The organism is Verrucomicrobiaceae bacterium (assembly GCA_016713035.1).
GTDB lineage: Bacteria > Verrucomicrobiota > Verrucomicrobiia > Verrucomicrobiales > Verrucomicrobiaceae > Prosthecobacter.
In genome coordinates, this window is record JADJPW010000017.1 from 1 (window position 1) to 19,382 (window position 19,382).

Consider the following 19,382-nt stretch of genomic DNA (forward strand, 5'->3'; position numbering starts at 1 on the left):
CATTCGGAATGATGAGGCGTCTGCAAATCGCTCATGGCATGGCGAACGACGAATCGCCTGCCGTGTGCCCGATGCACATCCCGGAGTGGTTCGCGATCTACGGCGGCAAGCCCGATTTCAAGCCTGGCGACTCGAAGTGCCAGCTCTGCTACTCGAACGAAGAGCTCTTCCGCGAGACGGTGCGCAATGCGCGGGCGCAGCTCAGACACCTTCCACTTTGAAAGCGTCTCCACTAATGCCGCCCGATGGCTACACCTCCATTTGCCAATGCGAGAAGTGCAAAAGGCAAGGACTCGCCCGAGCGCATCGAGCGCGGCTTGCTGAGTGATTATGTGTGGGAGTTCGTCAATCGCGTGGCGAAGGAGATCGGCAAAACGCACCTCACGCGAAGGTGCTGAACTGTGCGTATGGCGTCTGTATGCTGCCGCCGCTGGCGAAGATCGATAAACTGGAGCCGAATGTGCTCGTGGGCACTCGTCGGTGGGCGTCGGCCGATGAATAAGCAGGCAACAAGGCCGAAGGCGAAGCCGCGCCGGAGGGCTGCGTGCCACTATGGGCGAAGAAGACAAACAACCCGATCCTCAACTGAAAACTATCCGTTCACGGATCGCGGTTAATCTGCCCGCCTTTGCCTCGCAGTCGATGGGCGACACGGTGCTGGCCACCAAAGGATTGTCGCAGGGCGAGGATATCTCTGGTTCACGGTGCGGCAGGTTTTAATAAAGTCGGCATCGGCTTCACTTCGCGTACATGTTCTACCGCGCGCGCCTACTGGCCCGGCTACGAGCCAGCGGCGGCGCGCTGCGCGAGTATTGCCGCCTCTTCGACGGCCCTGCGCGAGAGCGATGCACACCTTCTACGCACTGAAGCCAACTGGAAGGTGATGGATGAAGATAAAGCGAAAGCCGACGAAGCGCTCGCCCTTTTTGAGAAAGCGAAACGAAAGTCGATGCCGCGAGCGTGTTTGGCAAAACGCATCGCTGCCCTCATCGACGATGCCTCAAAGGCCTGCGCATGAAGTGTCGCAGCAGGCTCGGCCAGAAGCGCGGCCCCGTGCCCACCGTGCGACTCGTCGGTGATGCGAAGGGCGTCACCATCGATGGCAAACTCGATACGACGAATACTGCAAACCGCCCCGGCGGCCACGGTAAGTCTCATGACCGCAATGAAGACAGGTCGCGTGCCCACTTTGGGCACGAGTTTCCAAAGCGGGCTGGCAGGGCAGCAGTGTGTTTTGCGATTCGTTGCTGATGACGTGCCGTGGTGAAAAGCTGAACATCACTCACCACACACGCGACGACGATCAGGCGCTATGGCATTGGCGATGTCACCGAGATCAACCTGGCGACGGAGACGCACTCCTATTACTCCATCGGCATCAGCCCCAGCGGCCACATCGTCGATCTGGATCGCGGAGCGCCGCGCAGTCAGTGGTTCACCTGGGATTCCAAGGCGGAAGTGGCCACGCCACGTCTCATCGCCACGATCACGGACCGTCGAGATCCGCATCCCCGTCACGCAGGATGAAAATGATCCGCTGCATCAGTCATCGGCCGCAACCCACGCGCAGAGCCTTCCTGGCACATCAATCTCTGCCGCCAGCGCATTCGCGAGGATGGCCAAGAAGTCAGCGCCCTCCTCGCCCACCAGCACGGGAAGGCTTCGAGCCGATGAAGTTCGCCCATTTCACGATGGTGCTCGCACGTCTCCCGATGCAAGATCCCAGCGTGACCGACTCTCGTGGGATGGTTTCCGCATGCCACGCAGCAGCGCAAAGACGCTGGATTCCTCGCGCTCGCTCAGGCGTTAAGATACGACTTCAAAACATGCGCTGCACTGGAGCAGGCGGCATTGCTGCATTGATGCGACCTTACATCGACCAATCCCCATCGAAGCCGTGCGCAAAACGGCGGAGATTCAACACCTGATGGCCAACTTCGACGCGCCGTCCAAATCATGGCAAAATACGGCAATGAAGACATCTATGAAATGGCCTTTCTGGAAGCGTGGCGATGGTTTCCATGCCCGTGGCCGCGCCTACTTCGTCACCGATGACGGTGCCAAGGCCGAAGCCGACTTTAGCGCCGCTGTGAGTGGATCAGTGATCCACGCGCACGCGACACCGCGATGCTGCGCCTGGGTCTGGAATCGCGAAATGCATCTCCACGACGACGCGAAGACGCTCGCCGCCTATCAGGCCGTGATCGAGGGCAAAACACGACAGCTTAGCAGCTCGATGATTTCTCCGCTCTTCTCGGAGTCTCGCGCCTACTGACCAAACTCGGTCGCTATGACGAAGCACTGGCGGCCTTGAACAAATCCAAACCCGACAAGCTGCAAGGCATCTCGAAGACGAACGGTCCTCAAGGCCATCGAAGCCAATGTGAAAGCCGCGAGGAAGTAGAGTTTGGCTTCGGCAGGCAAACATTCTCTCGCGTTTGGCTCTACCAAATGGCATGGACCACGTCATGAGTTCGAGAGCCAAGGTTTTCATGAATGGGCGCAGTCAGGCCATCCGGCTGCCGAAGGATTTCCGCTTCAGCGAGGTGTGGTGACGCTTCGCCGGGTGCCGGAAGGCATTTTGATCACTGAGAGTGATCCCCTGGGATGCCTGAAGAGGCCTGCCAGGGGCTTTCGGAGTCATTCTTCAAGACGGTGGAAGGCCGACGGAAGCAATTGAAGCTCGAAAAACGCGCCTGGAGCGATGACTCATGATCTACCTGCTCGACACCGACACCACGATCCTGATGATGCGCGGCTTGAGCATCCTGGAGCCGAAGTCTGAGAAACAACGCCAGAGGCAGGAAACAGGCAGGCGCATTCTGGCCAAGTGCCGGCAACATGCGGCTGAAGGTCATGTGATCGGTCTATCCGCCATCACGCTGGCTGAACTGGAATACGGAGCCTGCGGAGCAAATGACCCGACTGCCGAGCGGGCGCGGATGCAGCGCATCCTGGCTCCTTTGCGAAGTTTGATTTCCAGGCAGGTGATCCGGCCCGGCGATACGGTGAGATCCGGAGCGAGTTGGAACTCAAAGGCAAATTGATCGGCCCAAACGATCTTTTGATCGCAGCTCATGCGATGGCTCTCTCGGCGAAACTGGTGACGCACAATCTCAACGAGTTCAAGCGCGTGCGGGGCCTGCCAAGTGAGAGCCGGTCTGTGGTTCAAGAATCACATGCCAGCAGCGTTCCCCTCCATCCATGAAACGCCTTCTCTTTTCCCTGCTCCTCGCGACCGCGCTACGTGCTGAACCGGTACCGGACAAACTCGTGGTGCTCACGTTTGATGATTCGGTGGCGTGCCTGCCACGTTCTTCATCACGGATGGGTTTTGGGTTCCTCCTGGAAAAGACCATTGCATGACTTGGGAGCAGATCAAACATCGAGAAAGCCATCGAAGTCGTGGAAAGCCGCGCCGAAGTAGCCATCTGCACTGTTAGCTGAGGCATCCATCCGAATCGGAGCCAGAGGTGGAGCACTCTTTTCGTAGATAGAGCATGAGCCCGCCATCCCTTCTCCCAAACAACTCTTCCACTTTGATCGATGACTATGAGCGGGATGGTGTCATTCGCGTGCTAGCTTGTTCAGCAGCACGGAGGTGGCGGCGATCCGTCGTGAGTTGGGCGCTTCATGCGTGATGATCTGCCATCGAAGCCTGTGGATGCACGCACGCTCGAGGCCGATGGCGAAACCGTGCGCAACCTGTGGCGATTGAGGTGCATCATCCCGCTATGCTGCCGATGGTGGAGAAGCCGGAGATCATCGAGGCTCGTTTGCGAGGTCGTGCCTGGCGAGCCGCAGGCCCGTCGGCGTGAGACGTTCAATAAACCCGCACGGATCGGCTCTGGGGTGCCCTACCACCAGGACAATGCCTACTTTTGCCAGACTCCACCGGATATGCTGACCATCTGGATCGCGATGGACCCCGTGACGATGGAGAATGGCCCTGTATTATGTGCGTGGCTCTCGCAAAGGAATGGAATGCTGCCCACCAAGCCCTCTGGCGTGAAGGGGAACTCCATCGGTCTAGCAGAGGCACCCAGCGTGCCCCTGGAGGAGCAGTTCTGTGGCCTGCTGGAGCCGGGAGATGCGCTCATCCATCAGTGTGAGACGATTCACCACTCTGCGCCGAATCGGAGTGACTTCCCGCGCCTGGGGCTGCTGCTCGTGTATCGTGGAAAGCACACGCAGACGGATGCTGCACTGAAAGCGGCCTACGCGGCGGCTGTCACTGCGACACCGCCAGCGTGATGCGCTGGCGCAATTCCGAGTGTTAGGTTGGTGAAGCCGTCGCGTTTGCTTGGGATGCTCAAAAAGGCTCTTTCTCGTCCTCGCTCTCTGTCCGGTGCTGCATGCAGCACCTCCGAATTCATCATGGTCTTCATTGATGACATGGGCTGGGGCGACTTCTCGTGCTGGCAATCAAGAGGCGCAAACACCCAACATCGACCGCATCGCGGCCGAGGTATCCGCTTTGAGCAGTTTCGCCGAACTCGCCCATCTGCTCGCCCCTCACGCTGTGCGCTGACGACAGGGCAGTATCCGCAGCGGTGGCGCATCCACTCCTGTCTGAACAATCGTGCGGACAATGCCCGGCGCGGTGTGGCAGACTGGCTCGATCCACAGGCTCCCACACTGGCCCGTGTGCTCAGAGCCATGGCTACGCGACTGGCCACTTCGGGAAGTGGCACCTCGGTGTGGCAGGTGATGTCGCAGATGCGCCGCCGATCACGGCGTATGGCTTTGATGAGTCCCTGACGAACTTTGAGGGCATGGGAGCGAAGCTGCTGCCACTCACGCTCAAACCCGGCGATGCCGAACCGGGGAAAATCTGGGGCGATGCGGTGAATCTGGGCTCTCCCGTGACGTGGATGCAGCGCAGTGAGATCACGACGGGCTTTGTGGATGCGGCGCTGAAATTCATCGACCGAGCGCAGGCCGCGAAAAAGCCATTTTTTGTGAACCTTTGGCCCGATGACGTGCATAGCCCGTGGTGGCCGCCGGTGGAGAAGTGGGGCAAAACAAAGCGTGAGATGTATCACGCCGTGCTGGAGGCCATGGATCGCCAGTTTGGCAAACTTTTCGATCACCTGCGCTCGGATGCTGCCTTGCGTGAAAACACGCTGTTGCTGATCTGCTCGGACAATGGCCCAGAGCCCGGCGCAGGCAGTGCGGCCATTCCGTGGCACCGAAGACCACGCTTTACGAGGGCGGCACGCGTTCACCGCTGATCGTCTGGGGCCCGGGCCTCCATGGAAAGGGCAGCCGCGGGCTCTGTGGAATGCAGAATCCGTCTTTGCAGCCTTCGACATCGCGCCTTCGTTACTCTCCATCGCGCAGATCGAGCCCACAGACACGGACTTTGATGGTGAAGACATCTCCCCTGCCCTGCTCGGGCAAAAGCAAGTCTCGCGTGCCAAGCCGATCTTCTGGCGACGCCACCAGATCGCAAAACCGCATCCGCGAAGCTCACCGAGCGTCTGCCGGATCTAGCGATGCGTGATGGACGCTGGAAGCTGCTGTGCGAATACGATGGCACGCAGCCACAGCTCTATGATTTGGCAAAAGATCGCGGCGAAAGGACCAATCTGGCCACTCAGCAGCCAGACACCGTGCTGCGCATGACGCAGCAGCTCCTCGCCTGGCACCGCTCCATGCCTGCGGACAATGGAGCCGCTCTGGGTGCAACCTCTGCCCCAGGAGCCAAGAAGTAATCCACGGCACATGCAGACTCTCTCCTTCTTCCCACGCGGCACGCTCACACTGCTGCTCTGCATCATCGGCACGGTGCTGTGTGAGGCCGCAGCGCCGAATGTCCTGCTCATCCTCGTCGATGATCTGAAGCCCGCGCTCGGCTGCTATGGCGATCCGCTGGCGAAGACGCCCCACATCGACCGGCTAGCGGCGCGGGGGATGCGCTTTGACATGGCGTATTGCAATCAGGCGGTGTGTGCGCCGTCACGCTTCACGCTGATGCTGGGTGCACACTCGACCCGACAGGCCTGTATGACCTGGAGCAGTCGATTGAGGGCCAAACTGCCAGATGCTGTGACGCTGCCGCAGCACTCCCGCGAAACACGGCGGCTACATCACCGAATCGATCGGCAAGGTCTTCCACATCGGCCATGGCAATGAGGGTGATCCGCGGTCGTTCAGCGTCCCGCACTTCAAAGACAAGGTGATCGAGTATCTCGACCCTGCGAGCACGCAGGGCGGCCAGCTCACGCGGGAGGAGGCCTTGTTCACGAATCAAAAGCTCGACCGCATCCGTGATCTGCCGCGTGGAGCTGCCTTTGAGGCACCTGAGGCACCGGATGATGCCTACGCGGATGGTCGCGTGGCGGCGGAGACGATCAAACGGCTGCAAAGGCCCAAAAGCCGTTTTTCATCGCAGCGGGCTTTGTGCGGCCGCATCTGCCATTCTGTGCTCCGAAGAAGTATTGGGACCCCTACGATGCGAAAGCGCTACCGATGCCCGTTTTGAAAAAATGCCCGCTGGATTAGCGCGGCGGCGAGATCGTGGCGTATGCGCTGGATGAGCCCTTCGACCGTGAAACGAAACAGAAGCTCATCCACGGCTACTATGCTGCCACGAGCTACGTGGATGCGCAGATCGGCCGTGTGCTGGATGAGCTGGATCGACTAGGACTGGCGCAGGACACGATCATCGTGCTGTGGGGCGATCATGGCTTTCATCTGGGTGATCTGGGCATCTGGACGAAGCACACGAACTATGAGCAAGCGAACCGCATCCCACTGCTGATCATCGCACCTGGGTGTGACGCAGGCTGGGAGCAGCACGCGGCAACTGGCAGAGAGTGTGGATGTCTTTCCCACTCTCGCTGAGCTGGCTGGACTGCCCGCGCCCGCTGGAGCACAGCGCATCGACGGAGTGAGCCTGGTGCCAGTGCTGCGTGATCCACAGGCCCCGAGTGCGAGATCACGCGTTTCATTGTTTCCCAAAGCAAAAAATGGGCCGCGCTATCCGCACCGAGCGCTATCGGCTGGTGGAGTGGAAAAAAGCCGGTGCGGCACCTGAAACAGCGGAGCTAGAGCTTTATGACTATGCCCAGGACCCGCTGGAGACGCGGAATCTCGCGGCAGAGCAGCCCGAGGTGGTGAAATCACTCCGCGCCATCCTCGCACGGCACCCGGAGGCACGTTGACAAGCGGCTCGCATCGCTCAAAGGGGCAGCATGATCCGTGACGCGATTTGTTTCCTTCTCTGCGCAGTTACTTTGCAGGCCCAGAGCCTGCTGGACATCCATCTGGGCGGAAAAGCCGGCCAAGTCTATTCCGTGACGCAGTGGAAGAAGGACTGGCCGGGCTGCGAATTCGAGGATGGCGTGAAGGAAGGCCGCGTGACGCTGATACGGCATGGGCAGGAGCCCTGGCTGCGGGTGCTCTATCCAGCCGGCAGTCACGGCTCAGACGCGGGTGGAGCAGGCTGGCGCTGCCCTTTTGGCCGCGTGGAAGCCGCCGAGCTGCGCTACACGGTGCAGTTCCAGGAAGCGTTCGACTTTGTCAAAGGCGGCAAGCTACCGGGGCTGTGCGGTGGCCCGAAAACGATCACCGGCGGAGATGCGGTGAATGGGCGTGATGGCTTCTCCGCACGCGTGATGTGGCGGCGTGATGGCCGTGGGCAGGCCTATGTGTATCACATGCACCAGCCATCGAAGTATGGGGATGAATTCGACTTCCCAGAGGCATTCCGCTTTGTGCCGGGAAAGCCGGTCGCCATCCGCATGCAGGTGGTGATGAATCATGCCGGACAGCGTGATGGCAGCCTGCGTGTGTGGGCCGATGATCAGGCCTATGGTGGAGAAAAAGAACCTGCAATGGCGTGAGAGCGCGAGCTACGGCGTCGATTCGCTGCTGTTCAATACCTTCCACGGCGGCAGTGATGCGAGCTGGGCCCCATCACGCGATGTGTGGGCAGAGTTCAGCCGCTTTCAGGTCCAGAGGATGCCGTGAATCGCATCACGCCAGTAGCGCCTTGACCACCTCGCCACTGACATCGGTGAGGCGGTAATCGCGGCCCTGGAAGCGGTAGGTGAGCTGCTCGTGATCAAAGCCGGCTGGTGGAGCATGGTGGCGTGCAGATCCTGCACGAGACGCGATTCTCCACGGCGGAGTAGCCGAATTCATCTGTCGCGCCGCATACATTTGGCCACCTTTGATGCCGCCACCGGCCATCCACATGGTGAAGCCCTTCGGATGGTGATCGCGGCGCCTTGCCGCCATTCTCCGCCACGGGCGAGCGACCGAACTCACCACCCCAGACCACGAGCGTGCTGTCGAGCATGCCGCTGATTTTCAGATCATCGAGCAGCGCGGCGATGGGGCCATCCGTCTCGGCGCAGTGGAGGTCGTGGTTTTTTTTCAGATCATCATGGGCATCCCAGGCCTTCGGGCCCTCATTGCCACCGCTATAGACCTGGACGAAGCGCACACCGCGCTCCACCAGCCGCCGTGCGAGTAGGCAATTCTTCCCAAAGTGTGAGGTGGTCTGGTGATCGAGGCCATCATTTTGCGCACGCTTTCTGGCTCACTAGAGAGGTCGGTGCACTCGCTTTGGCACTCATCTGCATGCGAAAGGCGAGCTCGTAGGTGTTGATGCGGGCGGCGAGCTGTGTCTCTGCCGGATTTGCAGCGGCGAATTCGGTGTTCCACTGCTTCAGCAAGTCCAGGCGTGCACGCTGCTGCGCACGCGACACGCCTTTCGGCGGCGTGAGGTAGGCGATGGGCTCACCGGTGCTGCGGAAGGGCACGCCTTGATACGCTGCTGGCATGAAGCCGTTCGACCAATTCAGCGCTCCATTCACCGGTGCACCCTGATGATCCAGGAGCACGACAAAGGCAGGCAGATTCTCACTTTCACTGCCTAGGCCATACGTCACCCAGGAGCCCATGCACGGCCTGCCAGGTAGGATGAAGCCGGTATTCATCTGGAAGATGGCGGGGCCGTGGTTGTTGCTCTCTGCGTGCATGCTGCGGATCACGCAGAGATCATCGGCATGCCGCGCCAGATTCGGAAACGTCTCCGCCATGTCGATGCCGGCCTGTCCATGCTTCGCAAAGCGGTAGTAGCTCTGCATGGCGACATTTTTAGTCTTTCTGCCCGGGAAGGCATCCTCCGGCTTCCACACGGGGATGGTTTTGCCTGCCATTTGGCCAGCTCGGGTTTCGGATCGAACAAATCGACGTGCGACGGCCCGCCATACATGAAGAGGAAGATCACCGATTTCGCTTTGGGAGCGAAATGGGGCATCCGTGGTGCCAGCGGATTCGCTGGGCTGAGCACTCCTCTGCACCAGCAGGGATTGCAGCGCCAGTGAACCGAATCCGGCCTCCGGCACTGCGTTAAAATCCGACGCGTAGTGAGTGCGTGCATGTTTGCAGTAGAACAACGCGCCAGCGCTTCGGCATCCTTGCTGGTCATGTCGCCGCCGTCTCCAGCATCTGCCGAGGTGTTCTACCTTGGTGGCCGCTTTGCTTCAGAGAGAGGGGGCCTCATGGGAGGGGATGCAGCGGCGCCACCGACACGGCTGCTGGACACAGCGCCTACATGACCAACTCCAGCCATGCTCACCCATCCACCTCCAGGAAGCTCCGCCCCGCGAAATGTCGGAGATGGTCCGTATCGGATCGGGCCAGCCGAGTCGCCACGGCGAAGATGCTGGATTACTACAAGCGCATGGGCATCCGCGTCACGCCGCAGATGACGCTGGCACCAGAACCTGTGCGCAAAAAGCGGGGCCGCCGCGCCTGATGGACCTCACCCGCCCTGCACGGGCGGCATGATCGCCACCTCCGCGCCGTCATGCAGTACGGCATCACGCTTCACATACGTTTGATCGAGAGCGAGGAGCAGGCTGCCATCCCACTCACGCAGTCGCGGCCAGCGCTGATAGAGGCTTTCCAGCAAATCGGCATCCGCATGCCCTGGGGCACTCCAGCGGTATCTCAGCCACATTTGTGATGTCCTTGAGGACAGAAAAAACAGCACTCGCACAGTCATGTCGGTCACGCAGGGTTCAAGAATGCCGATGCAGGGCAGATTACGGAAGCGGCCCTGGTAATCCATGCCGCAATCCGACGACGAACTCGTCCTCGATCTCGAAGCCGATGTCCTCCACGGCGACCTCACGCACACGCTCGCGCTTTTTGGCCAGCAGCACGGCTGTGCGCAGCGTGGCGGGCTTTTGCTCGGCGATTTTTCCCCGCAGCGCACTCAGTGTGAGGCCGGTATCCAGGATGTCATCGAGCAGCAGCACGTCTTGGTCACGGAAATCGAGCCCCGGTGGCCAGTTCATCTGAACCTCACCGCTGCTGGAGGTGCCACCATGATAACTGCTCGCGCTCAGTGTGTAGAGCCGCACAGGCACCTCCAGATGCCGTAGCAGATCTGCTACAAAGAACAGGGAGCCATCCATCAGCGCCAGCACGCTCACGGTTTTGCCCGCGTAGGCGGCATTCAGCGTCCCAGCCATCGCGGCGACACGTGTCTGGATTTGCTCTGCGGAGAGCAAAATACGTTCAAGATCCGCTAAAACTCCGGTGACAGGCGATGGCATGGTGTGCTCCTTTATAACGCGATGTCCACCCCTGACAAACTCAACCTCCAAGACCTCCGCGTCGGCTACGATCTGGATACCCTGACGGAACAGAACACGCCTGCTGATCCCGTGGGCTTTTTCAGCTCTGGTTTCCATGATGCGCTAGCCCACCACCCCAGAGCCGAATGCCATCTGCTCGCTACCGCCACAGCGGATGGCATGCCGAATGCGCACCGTTTTGCTCAAAGGCATCGACGCACGGGCTTTCAGTTTTCACGAACTACGAAAGTGCCAAAGGCCGCGAGCCGGGCCGCCAATCGCGCGCCGCTGCCTGTTTCCTATGGAATGAGCGGCACCGCCAGGCCATCGTGCGCGGCACTGTGAGCAAGCTGCCGCATGAGGAGGCGCAGGCCTACTTCGCCACGCGACCGCAGGGGGCACCAGATCGGTGCCTGGGCTCCGCGCAGAGCCAGATCATCCCTGACCGCCAGTGGCTGGAGAGCGCGCTGCGGAGTTCACAGCCAAATTCGGCCAAGAGGTGCCCCGCCCGCCTTTTTGGGGCGGATAGCACGCTGCTGCCGAGTGAGATCGAGTTCTGTAGGCCGCACGAACGCACTGGCTGGATCGCCTTCTCTACATCCGTGAAAATGGAGCCGGGTGAAGAAGCGCGTGAGTCCATGAGTCCCCGCAAAAAGTAGCCTCACAGCAGCTCACGCAGCCCGGTGTGGCGCTTGCGGCTCTCTTGGCGGCTGACGGCCAAAGCGAGCGCTTTGTCATCGCCGACGAGGATGCAGAGGCGCTTCGCACGGGTGATGGCGGTGTAGATGAGACGCTCAGCAGGATGGTGTGCTGCGTGCTCACGGGGATGATGACGCAGGGGAATTCCGCTGCCTTGGCTCTTATGAATGGTCAAAGCGTAGGCGAGTTGGCTCATCGAGCCCGCCGGGTTTGTAGGCGACGAGGCGGTCGGTTCATAGCGCACCTGCACTTGAGCGGGTCGGTGTCGACGGAGGCGATGTGGCCGATGTCGCCGTTGAAGACGTCTTTGTCGTAGTTGTTGGCGGTTTGATGACTTTGTCGCCGACGCGGAAGGTGGTCTGAAAGCGCTCGATCTCGAATTTCAGCTCATTGCGGGCGGATTGAGGGCGAGTTGCAGGGCGTCAGGCCGAGCGACTGCCGTGCCGAGCAGGTGGCGATTCATCGGCGTGAGAACCTGGATGTCGCGGACGGGGTCAAACCATAGCGATTGGCGGCAGTCGTGTGTGGGCAACCTGACGATGGTGGCGCGGATGTCGTCGGGCGTGGCGGCTTCGAGGAAAGAAGTCGCTGTTCTTCACCGGCCACAGCTCCGGCACCTGACCGCGATTGATGGCACGCGCGGTGGTGATGATGCGGCTGGTGGCGGCCTGGCGGAAGATTTCCGCGAGTTTCACGCAGGAACTGCCGCCGCTGGCGATGAGGTCATTCAAAACCATGCCGGGGCCGACGGAGGGCTGATCGGCATCACCCACGATGAGCGTGCGCTCCGCCCGGCAATGCGGCGAGGAATGCGCCATGAGCGGTGCGTCGATCGTCATGCTGGCCTCATCGACGACGAAGAGGTTGCCGACGAGCGGCTTGCCGCGGTGGCGGCCCCACTGGCCTTCGCCTCGAATTCTGAGCAGGCGGTTATGGTCTTCGCCTCCATGCCAGTGCTTTCGGCAGAGGCGCTTCGCCGCACGGCCAGTCGGGCGGCGAGGACGATTTTCACGCCTTTGCTGTCCAGTATCACGAGGATGCTGCGCAGGATCGTCGTCTTGCCCACGCCGGAGCTACCGGTGATGATGAGCATGCGGTGCTTCAAAGCCTCCCGCACGGCCTGCGCTGGCGGGGCGAGTTCTTTGCCGGTTTTTTTCATCACCCAGGTCAAGCGGCCTGGCAATGTCGATCGGGGATAGTCAGCGGGCAATGGGGCGAGTGACTTCACATTCGCGGCGATGCTCTGCCTTAGTGGCGCGGAGCTTGGAAGGTATAAAAAGTCGCCATGACGCTCGATTTGGCTTTCGGCGATGAGGGCCTCGATCTGCGGTGGGACGAGCGCATCCGCCTGGAGCAGCGCGATGGCTTTTCGGCCAATTTGGCCTCTGGGAAGCAGCAGTGGCCACTTTGGGCCGCTGTTTCCAAAACATGCAAAATGGCCGCTTTGATTCGCTGCGGGGCATCTGCGGCCACTCCGAGCTGGTAGGCGATGTCATCCGCCGTTTTGAAGCCGATGCCGCGAATGTCCTGCGCCAGCCGATACGGGTTTTCCTTCAAGATGGCCTGCGCTTCGGCACCGTAAGTCTTGTAGATGCGCAGCGCTCCGTTCGGAGCTGATGCCGTGCTGGTGGAGGAAGAGCATGATGCCGTGGACGCTTTGCTTCATCCACGATTCGCGGATTTCCGAGCCGGCGCTTTTTGCCCACGCCTTCCACGTCCTCCAGCCGCTTCGATTCGTTCTCGATGATCTCAAACACCTTCGGGCCAAATTTTTCGACGATGCGCTTTATACGCCGGGCCAATACCGTCGATCAAACCACTGCCGAGGTAGCTCGGGATGCCGTTGAGCGAACCGGGCCGTTTCAGCTTCAACTCATCCGCTTTGAACTGCGGCCCGAAGTCGCGATTCGGCTCCCAGGTGCCGCGCCTCGAATTCCTCGCCGGTGACGACACGCGGCGCTTTGCCGAGCAGGCTGACGGTGTCGCGCGTTTGCCCTCTGGCATCACTTTGAGGATGCAGTAGCCGTTGTCCTGCTGCCAGAAACACCACGCGCTCCACGAATCCGCGAAGGACTTCGTTTTTTGCGGGTTGGGGCGTGGTGGCGGTGCGCGTAGAGATAGGCCGTGCCATAGGGCTCGCAACAAGAAGACTCACCACCACCGGTGCGCGGCCTACGCCGATAAATTTGAACGATAAGACCCTGCGGAGCAGACAGACGGACGTTGCCACAGTGAAATTGGCACGTTACCTGTCGGCCGCCCGCTCGCTCCATCATGAAATCGTCCACTTTTCCGCTTCACCCACTGCCCTGCTTGCCCTGCATGCTGCTGGGCGCATGTGCCTCCTCCACCATGGACTCCCGTCCCTGATGAAGCAAAACTGGAGCAGTATAGAACGCCGCACGCAGCAGCTTCCAGGGTGAGTATGCACGCCTCATCACCGAGCGTGACCTGGGTTTCTCACACAGGCACAATACAGTGAGCAGGTGAATCGCCTGGAGGAGCGGGTGGTGCAGAGCGCACACCCTGGCCTGGGAGTCACACCAGACGGCCGAGCCTGAGCGAGCCGCCCAGGAGTGCCCACCCCAGCGGCACCCTAGATGCTCAATGCTCGAGTGCCATGCGCGGCGGTGCAGGCGGATCATCGAACTACCGCTCTCGCTCAATCAATACAACAACATGGAGCGGTGTCGGTGGAGCGGAGCTCGATGACCAGCAGTCATTCCAATACAGGCGGGAGCTATAATGGTAGCGGGGCACTTTCCACGCCCAACTACCTGGCAGCATTTACGACGGCAACCAGTGACGCACACGCTGGGAGAACAACGGCTTGTCAGCCATGCGCTGGCTCCGTAAAGCATGGCATCAATGCCTTTTTCTACCCTCAGCGCCCTCCGACAATGCCTGGATGACGGCCATCGAGTCTTTTTGCTCGATGAGCCCTCCATAGAGGCCATCCGGCTCGATCCGCAGTCCCGGAAGGTCGAATGGCCACCTCTCGGCCGCGTGGATGGCGATTTACTCCAGGCCAAGCTGGCCGAGGTGCTGCGTAGCATTGATGCGAAGGTGGTTCAAAGATCCCGGCCTCCAGACCGATGCTGGGGTGAGCCAACCGAGCAACGGCGTGCTCCAGATCGAGAAACCCACCTGCCCCACCGCGCTGACTTTCTGGAAGTGGCGCGAGTTCGAGTGGCCGGAGTCGGATGAACTCGAACAGAGAGAGTGAGGACGAGTGGCGCATGCTCGCGGTGCAGGCAGCGATCTGCGGCGTGGCACTCGCGGCGGATGGTTTTTCGGCCATCCGGCGCTTTCATCATCTCTCTCGTCGCGGGTGGCTGGATGCTTGCGAAGGATGTGGAAAACCTGCGTGAAGGCCGACTCGATGTGTGCATTTCCTCATGCTCGCCGTTGCTCTCGGTGCTGTGGCCATCGGTGCGTGGGAGGAGGGTGCCCTGCTGCTCTTCCTTTTCTCCACCAGCGGCGCTTTGGAGCATTTCGTGCTCTACCGCACGCACCGCGAGATCAATGCGCTGACGAAAACCGTTCCCAAATCGCCCATTGCTGCTGGCGGATGGCATACGGAGGACCGCGCCGTGCAGTTGCTCCGCGTGGGTGAAACCATCGTCGTAAAGCCGGTTGAGCTCTTCCCAGTCGATGGCAGCGTGCTCACTGGCCTCACCGCCGCAGATGAATCCACCCTCACGGGCGAATCCCTGCCCGTAGCCGAAGAAAAAGGTGCCGCGATCTACGGCGGCACGCTGAATCTCTGGGGCCTCGTGCTGGTCCGTGTGGGATAAGCTGGCGACGCAGAGCTCCCTGGCAAAAATCATCTCCCATCCAGAGCGCTCAGAAAATGCGGGCACCGAGTCAGCCTTCACAGACCGCTTTGGCACGCGGTGCACGCTTTTGACCCCTCAGCATCGTCGCGGTGATGTTTTCGTCGGTGGCTGGGTTTTGGCATTCCTGCTTTGAGAACACGGAGGCCTCTAAATCGGCCTTTTACCGTGCGATGACGCTTCTCGTCGTCATGAGCCCCTGTGCGCTCGTTTTGTCGATCCCATCTGCCATTCTCGCTGCCATCGCATGGGGAGCGCGGCACGGCGTGCTCTTCCGTGGAGGTGCCGCCATCGAAAAGCTGGCAGAAGTCGATGTGGTGGCGATGGATAAGACCGGCACGCTCACCGAAGGCGAGCTCCGCGTCACGAAGATCGAATCCTTCCCCGCAGGCCGGGAGAGTGACGTGCTACGCATCGCGGTGAGTCTGGAGTCGAACTCGAACCACCCCATCGCCCGTGCCATCATGCGGTTTGGCCAGACGCAGGGCATCGCAGCGGGAAAAGTTGGCGGAATTTCTCCATCGCCGGGCAGGGCTGCGCGGCCGCACGAGGCGGGTCTCAGCTACGTCGGCAGGCGTGAACTGGTGCAGGGCAGCCCGCTCGGGGATGCACTGGCAGGCGTGCCAGATGCACCGCTGGGCTTCAGTGAAGTGTGGGTGCTGCATGAGCAGATCGTGGGCCGCATCTTGCTCAAAGATGAGGTGCGTCCCGGCAGCCGCGGTGCTGGAGCGCTCGCGGCAGATGGTGCGCACCATCATGCTCACCGGTGACCGCCGCGCCGCCGCCACAGAGGTCGCAAAGCAGGCTCGGCATCGCCGAGGTCCGCGCTGGGCTGCACCCAGAGGGACAAAGTGGCCGCCATCCGCGAGCCTGACGCTGGAAGGAAAAAGTCGCCATGATCGGTGATGGCGTGAATGATGCCCCAGCCCTCGCCGCCGCCTACGTCAGTGTGGCGATGGTGCACGCGGCAGTGATGCCGCACTGGGAGCAGAGCGATGCTGGTGCTGATGCTGGTCAAGATCGAAAAACTGTCTCTCGCCTCAGCGTCAGTGAGCACGCCCGGCGCACCATTCGTCAAAACGTCGGCATTTCACTGGGCAGCGTCCTCATCATGGCGGTGGCGTCCTTATTCGGCATCTTACGCTCACGCTCTGGTGCGCGGAGGCATGAGGGCACCGTGATCGTGCGCCTGAACAGCCTGCGCCTGCTGTTTGAGAAGGAGTGACGATTCATTCCACGGACCGAGTGATTTCCTGCGGCTGTGCTCAATTCTGAGCTCTCCATGGATGCCATCCGCCCTACCCACGTCGAATCGATCCCAGCATGCTCGCGCAAAACTTTGCGGCGATACAGGCGCATGGGCAAGGTGGAGGGGATGCCGGTGGTGAAGGCCAATGCGTATGGGCATGGCATCGTGGAGTGTGCGCCGCATCTGGTGAAGCAGGGTGCCACTTGCTGGGCGTGTGCGCTGGAGGAGGCGGTGATGCTGCGGCAGGCAGGCATCGCGGTGCTGATCCTGGTCTTGGCGGTGCGGCGACGCGGTGATCCCGCATCCATCACGCATGGTCTGATGATGACGGCCTCCTCCATCGATAAGCTGCGCGAGATCGATGAGGCTGCGGCAGCGGCGAAGTCGCGGGCACGCGTTGCATTGGAAAATCGACACGCTTCCGGATGGAGCGGATCGGCGTGCATTGTGATAGCGCTTCGAAAAGCTGCTGGAGGCCTCTGAGCCTGAAAAACGTCGCCGTACTGGTATTTGCTCCCATTTGCGACTTCGGACGCGGAGGAGCTTTTCGCGCAGAGGAGCAGTTGGCGCGATTTCACGAGGTACTCGATTTTTACCCCCAAACACAGCTTACCGACGCCGCAGCGGCATATCGCGAATTCCGCGGCATTTTGAATTTGCCGCAGAGTCACCTGGATCTGGTGAGGCCTGGAATCATGCTTCATGGCGTGTATCCATCGCGTGCGATACGCAGTCGGTGCAGGCAACCGGTGCTGAGTTGGCGCTCGCAGGTGGTTTTTTCCAAAGTGGTGCTGCCAGGGCATCCCGTGAGCTTGCGGAGGCACCTTCAGAGCGATCACCCGTGCGGAGTGACGGTGCGCGGTGGGCTACGGGGATGGCTACTTCCGTGCGCTATCGAATCGCGGCCAGGTGGTCATCCGTGGTGAGCGGCACCCGATCGCGGGCCGTGTGCATGGACCAGTTCGCGTAGTCCGGAATGGGGCACGGCCTACAATGGCGATGGCTGACTCCTGATCGGTGATGGCATCAGCGCCCAAGATGTGGCGGACTGGGCCGTACGATCCCTACGAGGTGCTGACGAATGTGCATGCACGCGTGCCGAGGGTGTATGTGGGGGGGAGGTTCGAGGTTTCACAAATCTTCCTCCTCCTCTTCCTCTTACTCGTCCTCCCGGAATGGACGTCTCCAGGCTTTCGCAAGGCGGTTTGGCCCGCGCTTCCGGGAGGAGGAGTCGGAGTAAGAGGAGGAGCAGGATCACCTGCGGTGGGCTTTCTTGCTCTTCAGCTCCAGTCTCTCAGTGCGGCGCGGCGATGCAGACTGCTTGCGCGGTAGAAGGATCGTGGACGCGTAGGATTCTCTGACTCAGGGCACGATGGCCTCAGCAACAGGACCGGCAGGCTTTCGCCGGCTTCGTTCACGCTGATCACCTACCTCCCACCTTGGCACCGGCGGTCAAACCGGGGATCACGGCGTTGCTCTCCGTCACGCTCAACACTGCGCGGAAGTCGGTATCCACGCCGATGACTTCGATCCAGACACAAGAGTCTTTGAGCCTCTCCTACTGTCTGTGGCCGGACCAGCGAAAACGGTCAGGCGAGCCCCTACCCCGGAAGCGGGCGACCCAAAAACGGCCGTAGCGCAGCCTCACCCGGAAGCGGGCGACCCAAAAGCGGCATGCAGCCCCACCCGCGAAGCGAGCGACCCAAAAACGGCGATACGCGGCCCCACCCGGAAGCGGGCAGACTCAAAAAGGTACGCGGCCTCACCCGGTAGCGGGGCTCAAAACGGCGGAATGCGCATGCCACCGGAAGCGGGCGACCCGCATGCGTCCGTTCCGGTCCAAAACCTGTTAAGGCTGAGCCAGCCTTATCCCCACCGGGACTTGCCCTGGGACCCTGTTTATCTTGTGGCACGCCGCAAACCAGCACATCCGCCGCCGAACTCCTCCAATACGATTTCACGACCCAGAACCTGAATAAGTGCAGGCTCGGCGCATTCCTAAAACACTCCGTGAGTCGTTTTACCCGGAAGTGGAAGAAAAGACGGTTCATTTTCGTGGGCTGGAGGAGCGGAGTTTCAAGCGTTACATCGTTACCGCCGCCGGCGTGGGCTTTGTCTAGGGCGCTGCAGGCGCGGGGGCCAGAATTTCCGCCCTTTGCGCACGGTGTGTTAACGCTGCGGGCGGTGTGTGAGTGCGCTCAGCCGCCCACGAAGAAGAGGCAGGCGTAGCCGGCAGACGGGCGTCTGCGCCTCGCCCAGGGATAGGCAGGTCTGCGCAGGCGGCACGCCACTCGGCTCCATGGGGCTCGATACTGCGGCGGCGTCCGCAGCGGTGATGATGGCGATGAGATGGGCGAACCGTGCTTCAGGGTGCGCTCGACCTGGCCATCGAACTCTCGCAGGCGTGGATTGAAGGTCGTGCGGCACTGGCCGTAATGGGCGTAGCCTGCGGTGCTGCGTGACGCAAATTCCTCGATGCGCAGGAGCCGCATCATGCCTGGGGCTCGAGTTTTCCAACCAACCACGGGCGCTGGCCTCGGAGCCTCATCGCGATGAGTGCCGTCGTTGGTTTCGTGCGGTGGCTCGGGCGGGGGTGCGTTTTCACGCGAGGAGCGCAGCAGGGACCACTGCGGCTGGCGGTGAAGTCAAAAAGAGTGGGAGAATGAGCATGGTGCGTCGGGTGCTTTTTCGTTTGCACCGGGTGCTCCTGCTGACCGAGTGCGTAGAGCATGTCGGGCGGGACGCTTTCGAGGATGAAAACATTCGCGCCGATGGTGCTGCGGGCTCGATGACGGTGTGTCCTGCACCGACGATGGTGGCGATACCACGCGGCACAGACGGTGACGTGTCTTCGAGCGTCCGGTGGCGCTTTCCCGCGTAGGGCCTGCCCGGCCGCGAGTGAGCGTGCGACGAAGGCCCACGCCCTGGTAAGTTTCTGTGATTGCCGAGGCTGGGCGGTCTCACCGATGACGACGCCGGTGCCGTGGTCGATGAAGA

Annotated in this window: 31 protein-coding genes and 3 pseudogenes; 21 read left to right on the forward strand and 13 right to left on the reverse strand. The window is 61.1% G+C overall.

Annotated features, from left to right (window positions below):
* Positions 1 to 38: 38 nt before the first annotated feature.
* The 3 genes from IPK32_26200 to IPK32_26210 all read left to right on the forward strand — a co-directional run bounded on the left by IPK32_26200 (position 39) and on the right by IPK32_26210 (position 720).
* On the forward strand, positions 39 to 221 hold the full coding sequence (locus IPK32_26200) for a hypothetical protein (protein MBK8095367.1): 183 nt from the start codon (positions 39 to 41) through the stop codon (positions 219 to 221).
* 24 nt (positions 222 to 245) lie between these two features.
* Positions 246 to 398 carry a hypothetical protein gene (locus tag IPK32_26205; GenBank protein ID MBK8095368.1) on the forward strand — a complete coding sequence of 51 codons (153 nt, stop codon included), beginning with the start codon at positions 246 to 248 and terminating at the stop codon, positions 396 to 398.
* A gap of 154 nt (positions 399 to 552) precedes the next feature.
* Positions 553 to 720, forward strand: a complete 168-nt coding sequence (locus IPK32_26210) for a hypothetical protein (protein MBK8095369.1) — start codon at positions 553 to 555, stop codon at positions 718 to 720.
* Between the two features lie 60 nt (positions 721 to 780).
* Here the strand turns inward: IPK32_26210 and IPK32_26215 are convergent, their stop codons facing one another.
* On the reverse strand, positions 781 to 1,158 hold the full coding sequence (locus IPK32_26215) for a hypothetical protein (GenBank protein ID MBK8095370.1): 378 nt from the start codon (positions 1,156 to 1,158) through the stop codon (positions 781 to 783).
* Positions 1,159 to 1,278: 120 nt separating this feature from the next.
* On the reverse strand, positions 1,279 to 1,509 hold the full coding sequence (locus tag IPK32_26220) for a hypothetical protein (protein MBK8095371.1): 231 nt from the start codon (positions 1,507 to 1,509) through the stop codon (positions 1,279 to 1,281).
* 475 nt (positions 1,510 to 1,984) lie between these two features.
* Between IPK32_26220 and IPK32_26225 the strand changes: the two genes are divergently transcribed.
* From IPK32_26225 to IPK32_26265, 9 genes and pseudogenes are all read left to right on the forward strand, one after another.
* Positions 1,985 to 2,275, forward strand: coding sequence for a hypothetical protein (locus IPK32_26225; protein MBK8095372.1), 291 nt, complete (start codon positions 1,985 to 1,987; stop codon positions 2,273 to 2,275).
* Positions 2,276 to 2,468: 193 nt separating this feature from the next.
* Complete coding sequence (locus IPK32_26230; GenBank protein MBK8095373.1) at positions 2,469 to 2,555, forward strand: AbrB/MazE/SpoVT family DNA-binding domain-containing protein; 87 nt, start codon at positions 2,469 to 2,471, stop codon at positions 2,553 to 2,555.
* A 156-nt stretch (positions 2,556 to 2,711) separates the two neighbouring features.
* Positions 2,712 to 3,047, forward strand: a complete 336-nt coding sequence (locus IPK32_26235; GenBank protein MBK8095374.1) for a hypothetical protein — start codon at positions 2,712 to 2,714, stop codon at positions 3,045 to 3,047.
* 157 nt (positions 3,048 to 3,204) lie between these two features.
* Complete coding sequence (locus tag IPK32_26240) at positions 3,205 to 3,366, forward strand: hypothetical protein (protein ID MBK8095375.1); 162 nt, start codon at positions 3,205 to 3,207, stop codon at positions 3,364 to 3,366.
* A gap of 267 nt (positions 3,367 to 3,633) precedes the next feature.
* Positions 3,634 to 4,254 carry a phytanoyl-CoA dioxygenase family protein gene (locus IPK32_26245; protein ID MBK8095376.1) on the forward strand — a complete coding sequence of 207 codons (621 nt, stop codon included), beginning with the start codon at positions 3,634 to 3,636 and terminating at the stop codon, positions 4,252 to 4,254.
* A gap of 54 nt (positions 4,255 to 4,308) precedes the next feature.
* Positions 4,309 to 5,717: pseudogene (locus IPK32_26250) on the forward strand (sulfatase-like hydrolase/transferase).
* Between the two features lie 10 nt (positions 5,718 to 5,727).
* Positions 5,728 to 7,169 (forward strand): annotated as a pseudogene (locus IPK32_26255) (sulfatase).
* 30 nt (positions 7,170 to 7,199) lie between these two features.
* Positions 7,200 to 7,850 (forward strand): hypothetical protein, encoded by a 651-nt coding sequence (locus IPK32_26260; protein ID MBK8095377.1) that lies wholly within the window; start codon positions 7,200 to 7,202, stop codon positions 7,848 to 7,850.
* Positions 7,819 to 7,977, forward strand: a complete 159-nt coding sequence (locus IPK32_26265) for a hypothetical protein (protein ID MBK8095378.1) — start codon at positions 7,819 to 7,821, stop codon at positions 7,975 to 7,977. Before IPK32_26260 ends, IPK32_26265 begins: the two co-directional genes overlap by 32 nt.
* Before the next feature lie 6 nt (positions 7,978 to 7,983).
* Here IPK32_26265 and IPK32_26270 read toward each other — a convergent pair.
* Positions 7,984 to 9,053, reverse strand: a pseudogene (locus IPK32_26270) (DUF1501 domain-containing protein).
* A complete protein-coding gene (locus IPK32_26275) occupies positions 9,002 to 9,244 on the reverse strand; it encodes a DUF1501 domain-containing protein (protein MBK8095379.1) in 243 nt (80 codons plus the stop codon). Before IPK32_26275 ends, IPK32_26270 begins: the two are co-directional and overlap by 52 nt.
* A 327-nt stretch (positions 9,245 to 9,571) precedes the next feature.
* On the opposite strand from IPK32_26275, the gene IPK32_26280 reads away from it, so the two are divergent.
* Complete coding sequence (locus tag IPK32_26280) at positions 9,572 to 9,775, forward strand: hypothetical protein (protein ID MBK8095380.1); 204 nt, start codon at positions 9,572 to 9,574, stop codon at positions 9,773 to 9,775.
* A gap of 6 nt (positions 9,776 to 9,781) precedes the next feature.
* Here IPK32_26280 and IPK32_26285 read toward each other — a convergent pair whose 3' ends face one another.
* Both IPK32_26285 and IPK32_26290 read right to left on the reverse strand, forming a co-directional pair.
* Positions 9,782 to 9,979, reverse strand: coding sequence for a MoaD/ThiS family protein (locus IPK32_26285; protein MBK8095381.1), 198 nt, complete (start codon positions 9,977 to 9,979; stop codon positions 9,782 to 9,784).
* 85 nt (positions 9,980 to 10,064) lie between these two features.
* Complete coding sequence (locus IPK32_26290) at positions 10,065 to 10,580, reverse strand: hypoxanthine phosphoribosyltransferase (protein ID MBK8095382.1); 516 nt, start codon at positions 10,578 to 10,580, stop codon at positions 10,065 to 10,067.
* A gap of 167 nt (positions 10,581 to 10,747) precedes the next feature.
* Between IPK32_26290 and IPK32_26295 the strand changes: the two genes are divergently transcribed.
* Positions 10,748 to 11,260: a pyridoxamine 5'-phosphate oxidase family protein gene (locus IPK32_26295; GenBank protein MBK8095383.1), complete on the forward strand. Its 513-nt coding sequence runs from the start codon at positions 10,748 to 10,750 to the stop codon at positions 11,258 to 11,260.
* A gap of 2 nt (positions 11,261 to 11,262) precedes the next feature.
* Here the strand turns inward: IPK32_26295 and IPK32_26300 are convergent, their stop codons facing one another.
* The 5 genes from IPK32_26300 to IPK32_26320 form a co-directional block, all read right to left on the reverse strand.
* Entirely contained in the window at positions 11,263 to 11,496 is a 234-nt protein-coding gene (locus IPK32_26300; GenBank protein ID MBK8095384.1) for an ATP-binding domain-containing protein, read from the reverse strand.
* Positions 11,497 to 11,794: 298 nt separating this feature from the next.
* Positions 11,795 to 12,226 (reverse strand): AAA family ATPase, encoded by a 432-nt coding sequence (locus IPK32_26305; protein ID MBK8095385.1) that lies wholly within the window; start codon positions 12,224 to 12,226, stop codon positions 11,795 to 11,797.
* Positions 12,136 to 12,528 (reverse strand): AAA family ATPase, encoded by a 393-nt coding sequence (locus IPK32_26310; GenBank protein ID MBK8095386.1) that lies wholly within the window; start codon positions 12,526 to 12,528, stop codon positions 12,136 to 12,138. Before IPK32_26310 ends, IPK32_26305 begins: the two co-directional genes overlap by 91 nt.
* Positions 12,529 to 12,548: 20 nt before the next feature.
* Entirely contained in the window at positions 12,549 to 12,899 is a 351-nt protein-coding gene (locus IPK32_26315) for a hypothetical protein (protein MBK8095387.1), read from the reverse strand.
* Positions 12,900 to 13,049: 150 nt separating this feature from the next.
* Positions 13,050 to 13,445 carry a hypothetical protein gene (locus IPK32_26320; GenBank protein MBK8095388.1) on the reverse strand — a complete coding sequence of 132 codons (396 nt, stop codon included), beginning with the start codon at positions 13,443 to 13,445 and terminating at the stop codon, positions 13,050 to 13,052.
* A gap of 723 nt (positions 13,446 to 14,168) precedes the next feature.
* Here IPK32_26320 and IPK32_26325 point away from each other — a divergent pair.
* The 7 genes from IPK32_26325 to IPK32_26355 all read left to right on the forward strand — a co-directional run bounded on the left by IPK32_26325 (position 14,169) and on the right by IPK32_26355 (position 17,399).
* Positions 14,169 to 14,507, forward strand: coding sequence for a hypothetical protein (locus tag IPK32_26325; protein MBK8095389.1), 339 nt, complete (start codon positions 14,169 to 14,171; stop codon positions 14,505 to 14,507).
* Between the two features lie 191 nt (positions 14,508 to 14,698).
* A complete protein-coding gene (locus IPK32_26330) occupies positions 14,699 to 15,097 on the forward strand; it encodes a hypothetical protein (protein ID MBK8095390.1) in 399 nt (132 codons plus the stop codon).
* A 212-nt stretch (positions 15,098 to 15,309) separates the two neighbouring features.
* Positions 15,310 to 15,906: a cation-translocating P-type ATPase gene (locus IPK32_26335; protein MBK8095391.1), complete on the forward strand. Its 597-nt coding sequence runs from the start codon at positions 15,310 to 15,312 to the stop codon at positions 15,904 to 15,906.
* 140 nt (positions 15,907 to 16,046) lie between these two features.
* Positions 16,047 to 16,361, forward strand: a complete 315-nt coding sequence (locus tag IPK32_26340; GenBank protein MBK8095392.1) for a hypothetical protein — start codon at positions 16,047 to 16,049, stop codon at positions 16,359 to 16,361.
* A 57-nt stretch (positions 16,362 to 16,418) separates the two neighbouring features.
* Positions 16,419 to 16,868: an alanine racemase gene (locus tag IPK32_26345; protein MBK8095393.1), complete on the forward strand. Its 450-nt coding sequence runs from the start codon at positions 16,419 to 16,421 to the stop codon at positions 16,866 to 16,868.
* A complete protein-coding gene (locus IPK32_26350; protein MBK8095394.1) occupies positions 16,811 to 17,311 on the forward strand; it encodes an alanine racemase in 501 nt (166 codons plus the stop codon). Before IPK32_26345 ends, IPK32_26350 begins: the two co-directional genes overlap by 58 nt.
* Positions 17,247 to 17,399 (forward strand): hypothetical protein, encoded by a 153-nt coding sequence (locus IPK32_26355; protein MBK8095395.1) that lies wholly within the window; start codon positions 17,247 to 17,249, stop codon positions 17,397 to 17,399. The genes IPK32_26350 and IPK32_26355 overlap by 65 nt, the downstream gene beginning before the upstream one ends.
* 1,184 nt (positions 17,400 to 18,583) lie before the next feature.
* Here the strand turns inward: IPK32_26355 and IPK32_26360 are convergent.
* Both IPK32_26360 and IPK32_26365 read right to left on the reverse strand, forming a co-directional pair.
* On the reverse strand, positions 18,584 to 18,880 hold the full coding sequence (locus IPK32_26360; protein MBK8095396.1) for a hypothetical protein: 297 nt from the start codon (positions 18,878 to 18,880) through the stop codon (positions 18,584 to 18,586).
* Positions 18,877 to 19,382 (reverse strand): hypothetical protein (locus IPK32_26365; GenBank protein ID MBK8095397.1); only part of this gene is annotated, 506 nt, incomplete at its 5' end. The genes IPK32_26360 and IPK32_26365, both read right to left, overlap by 4 nt.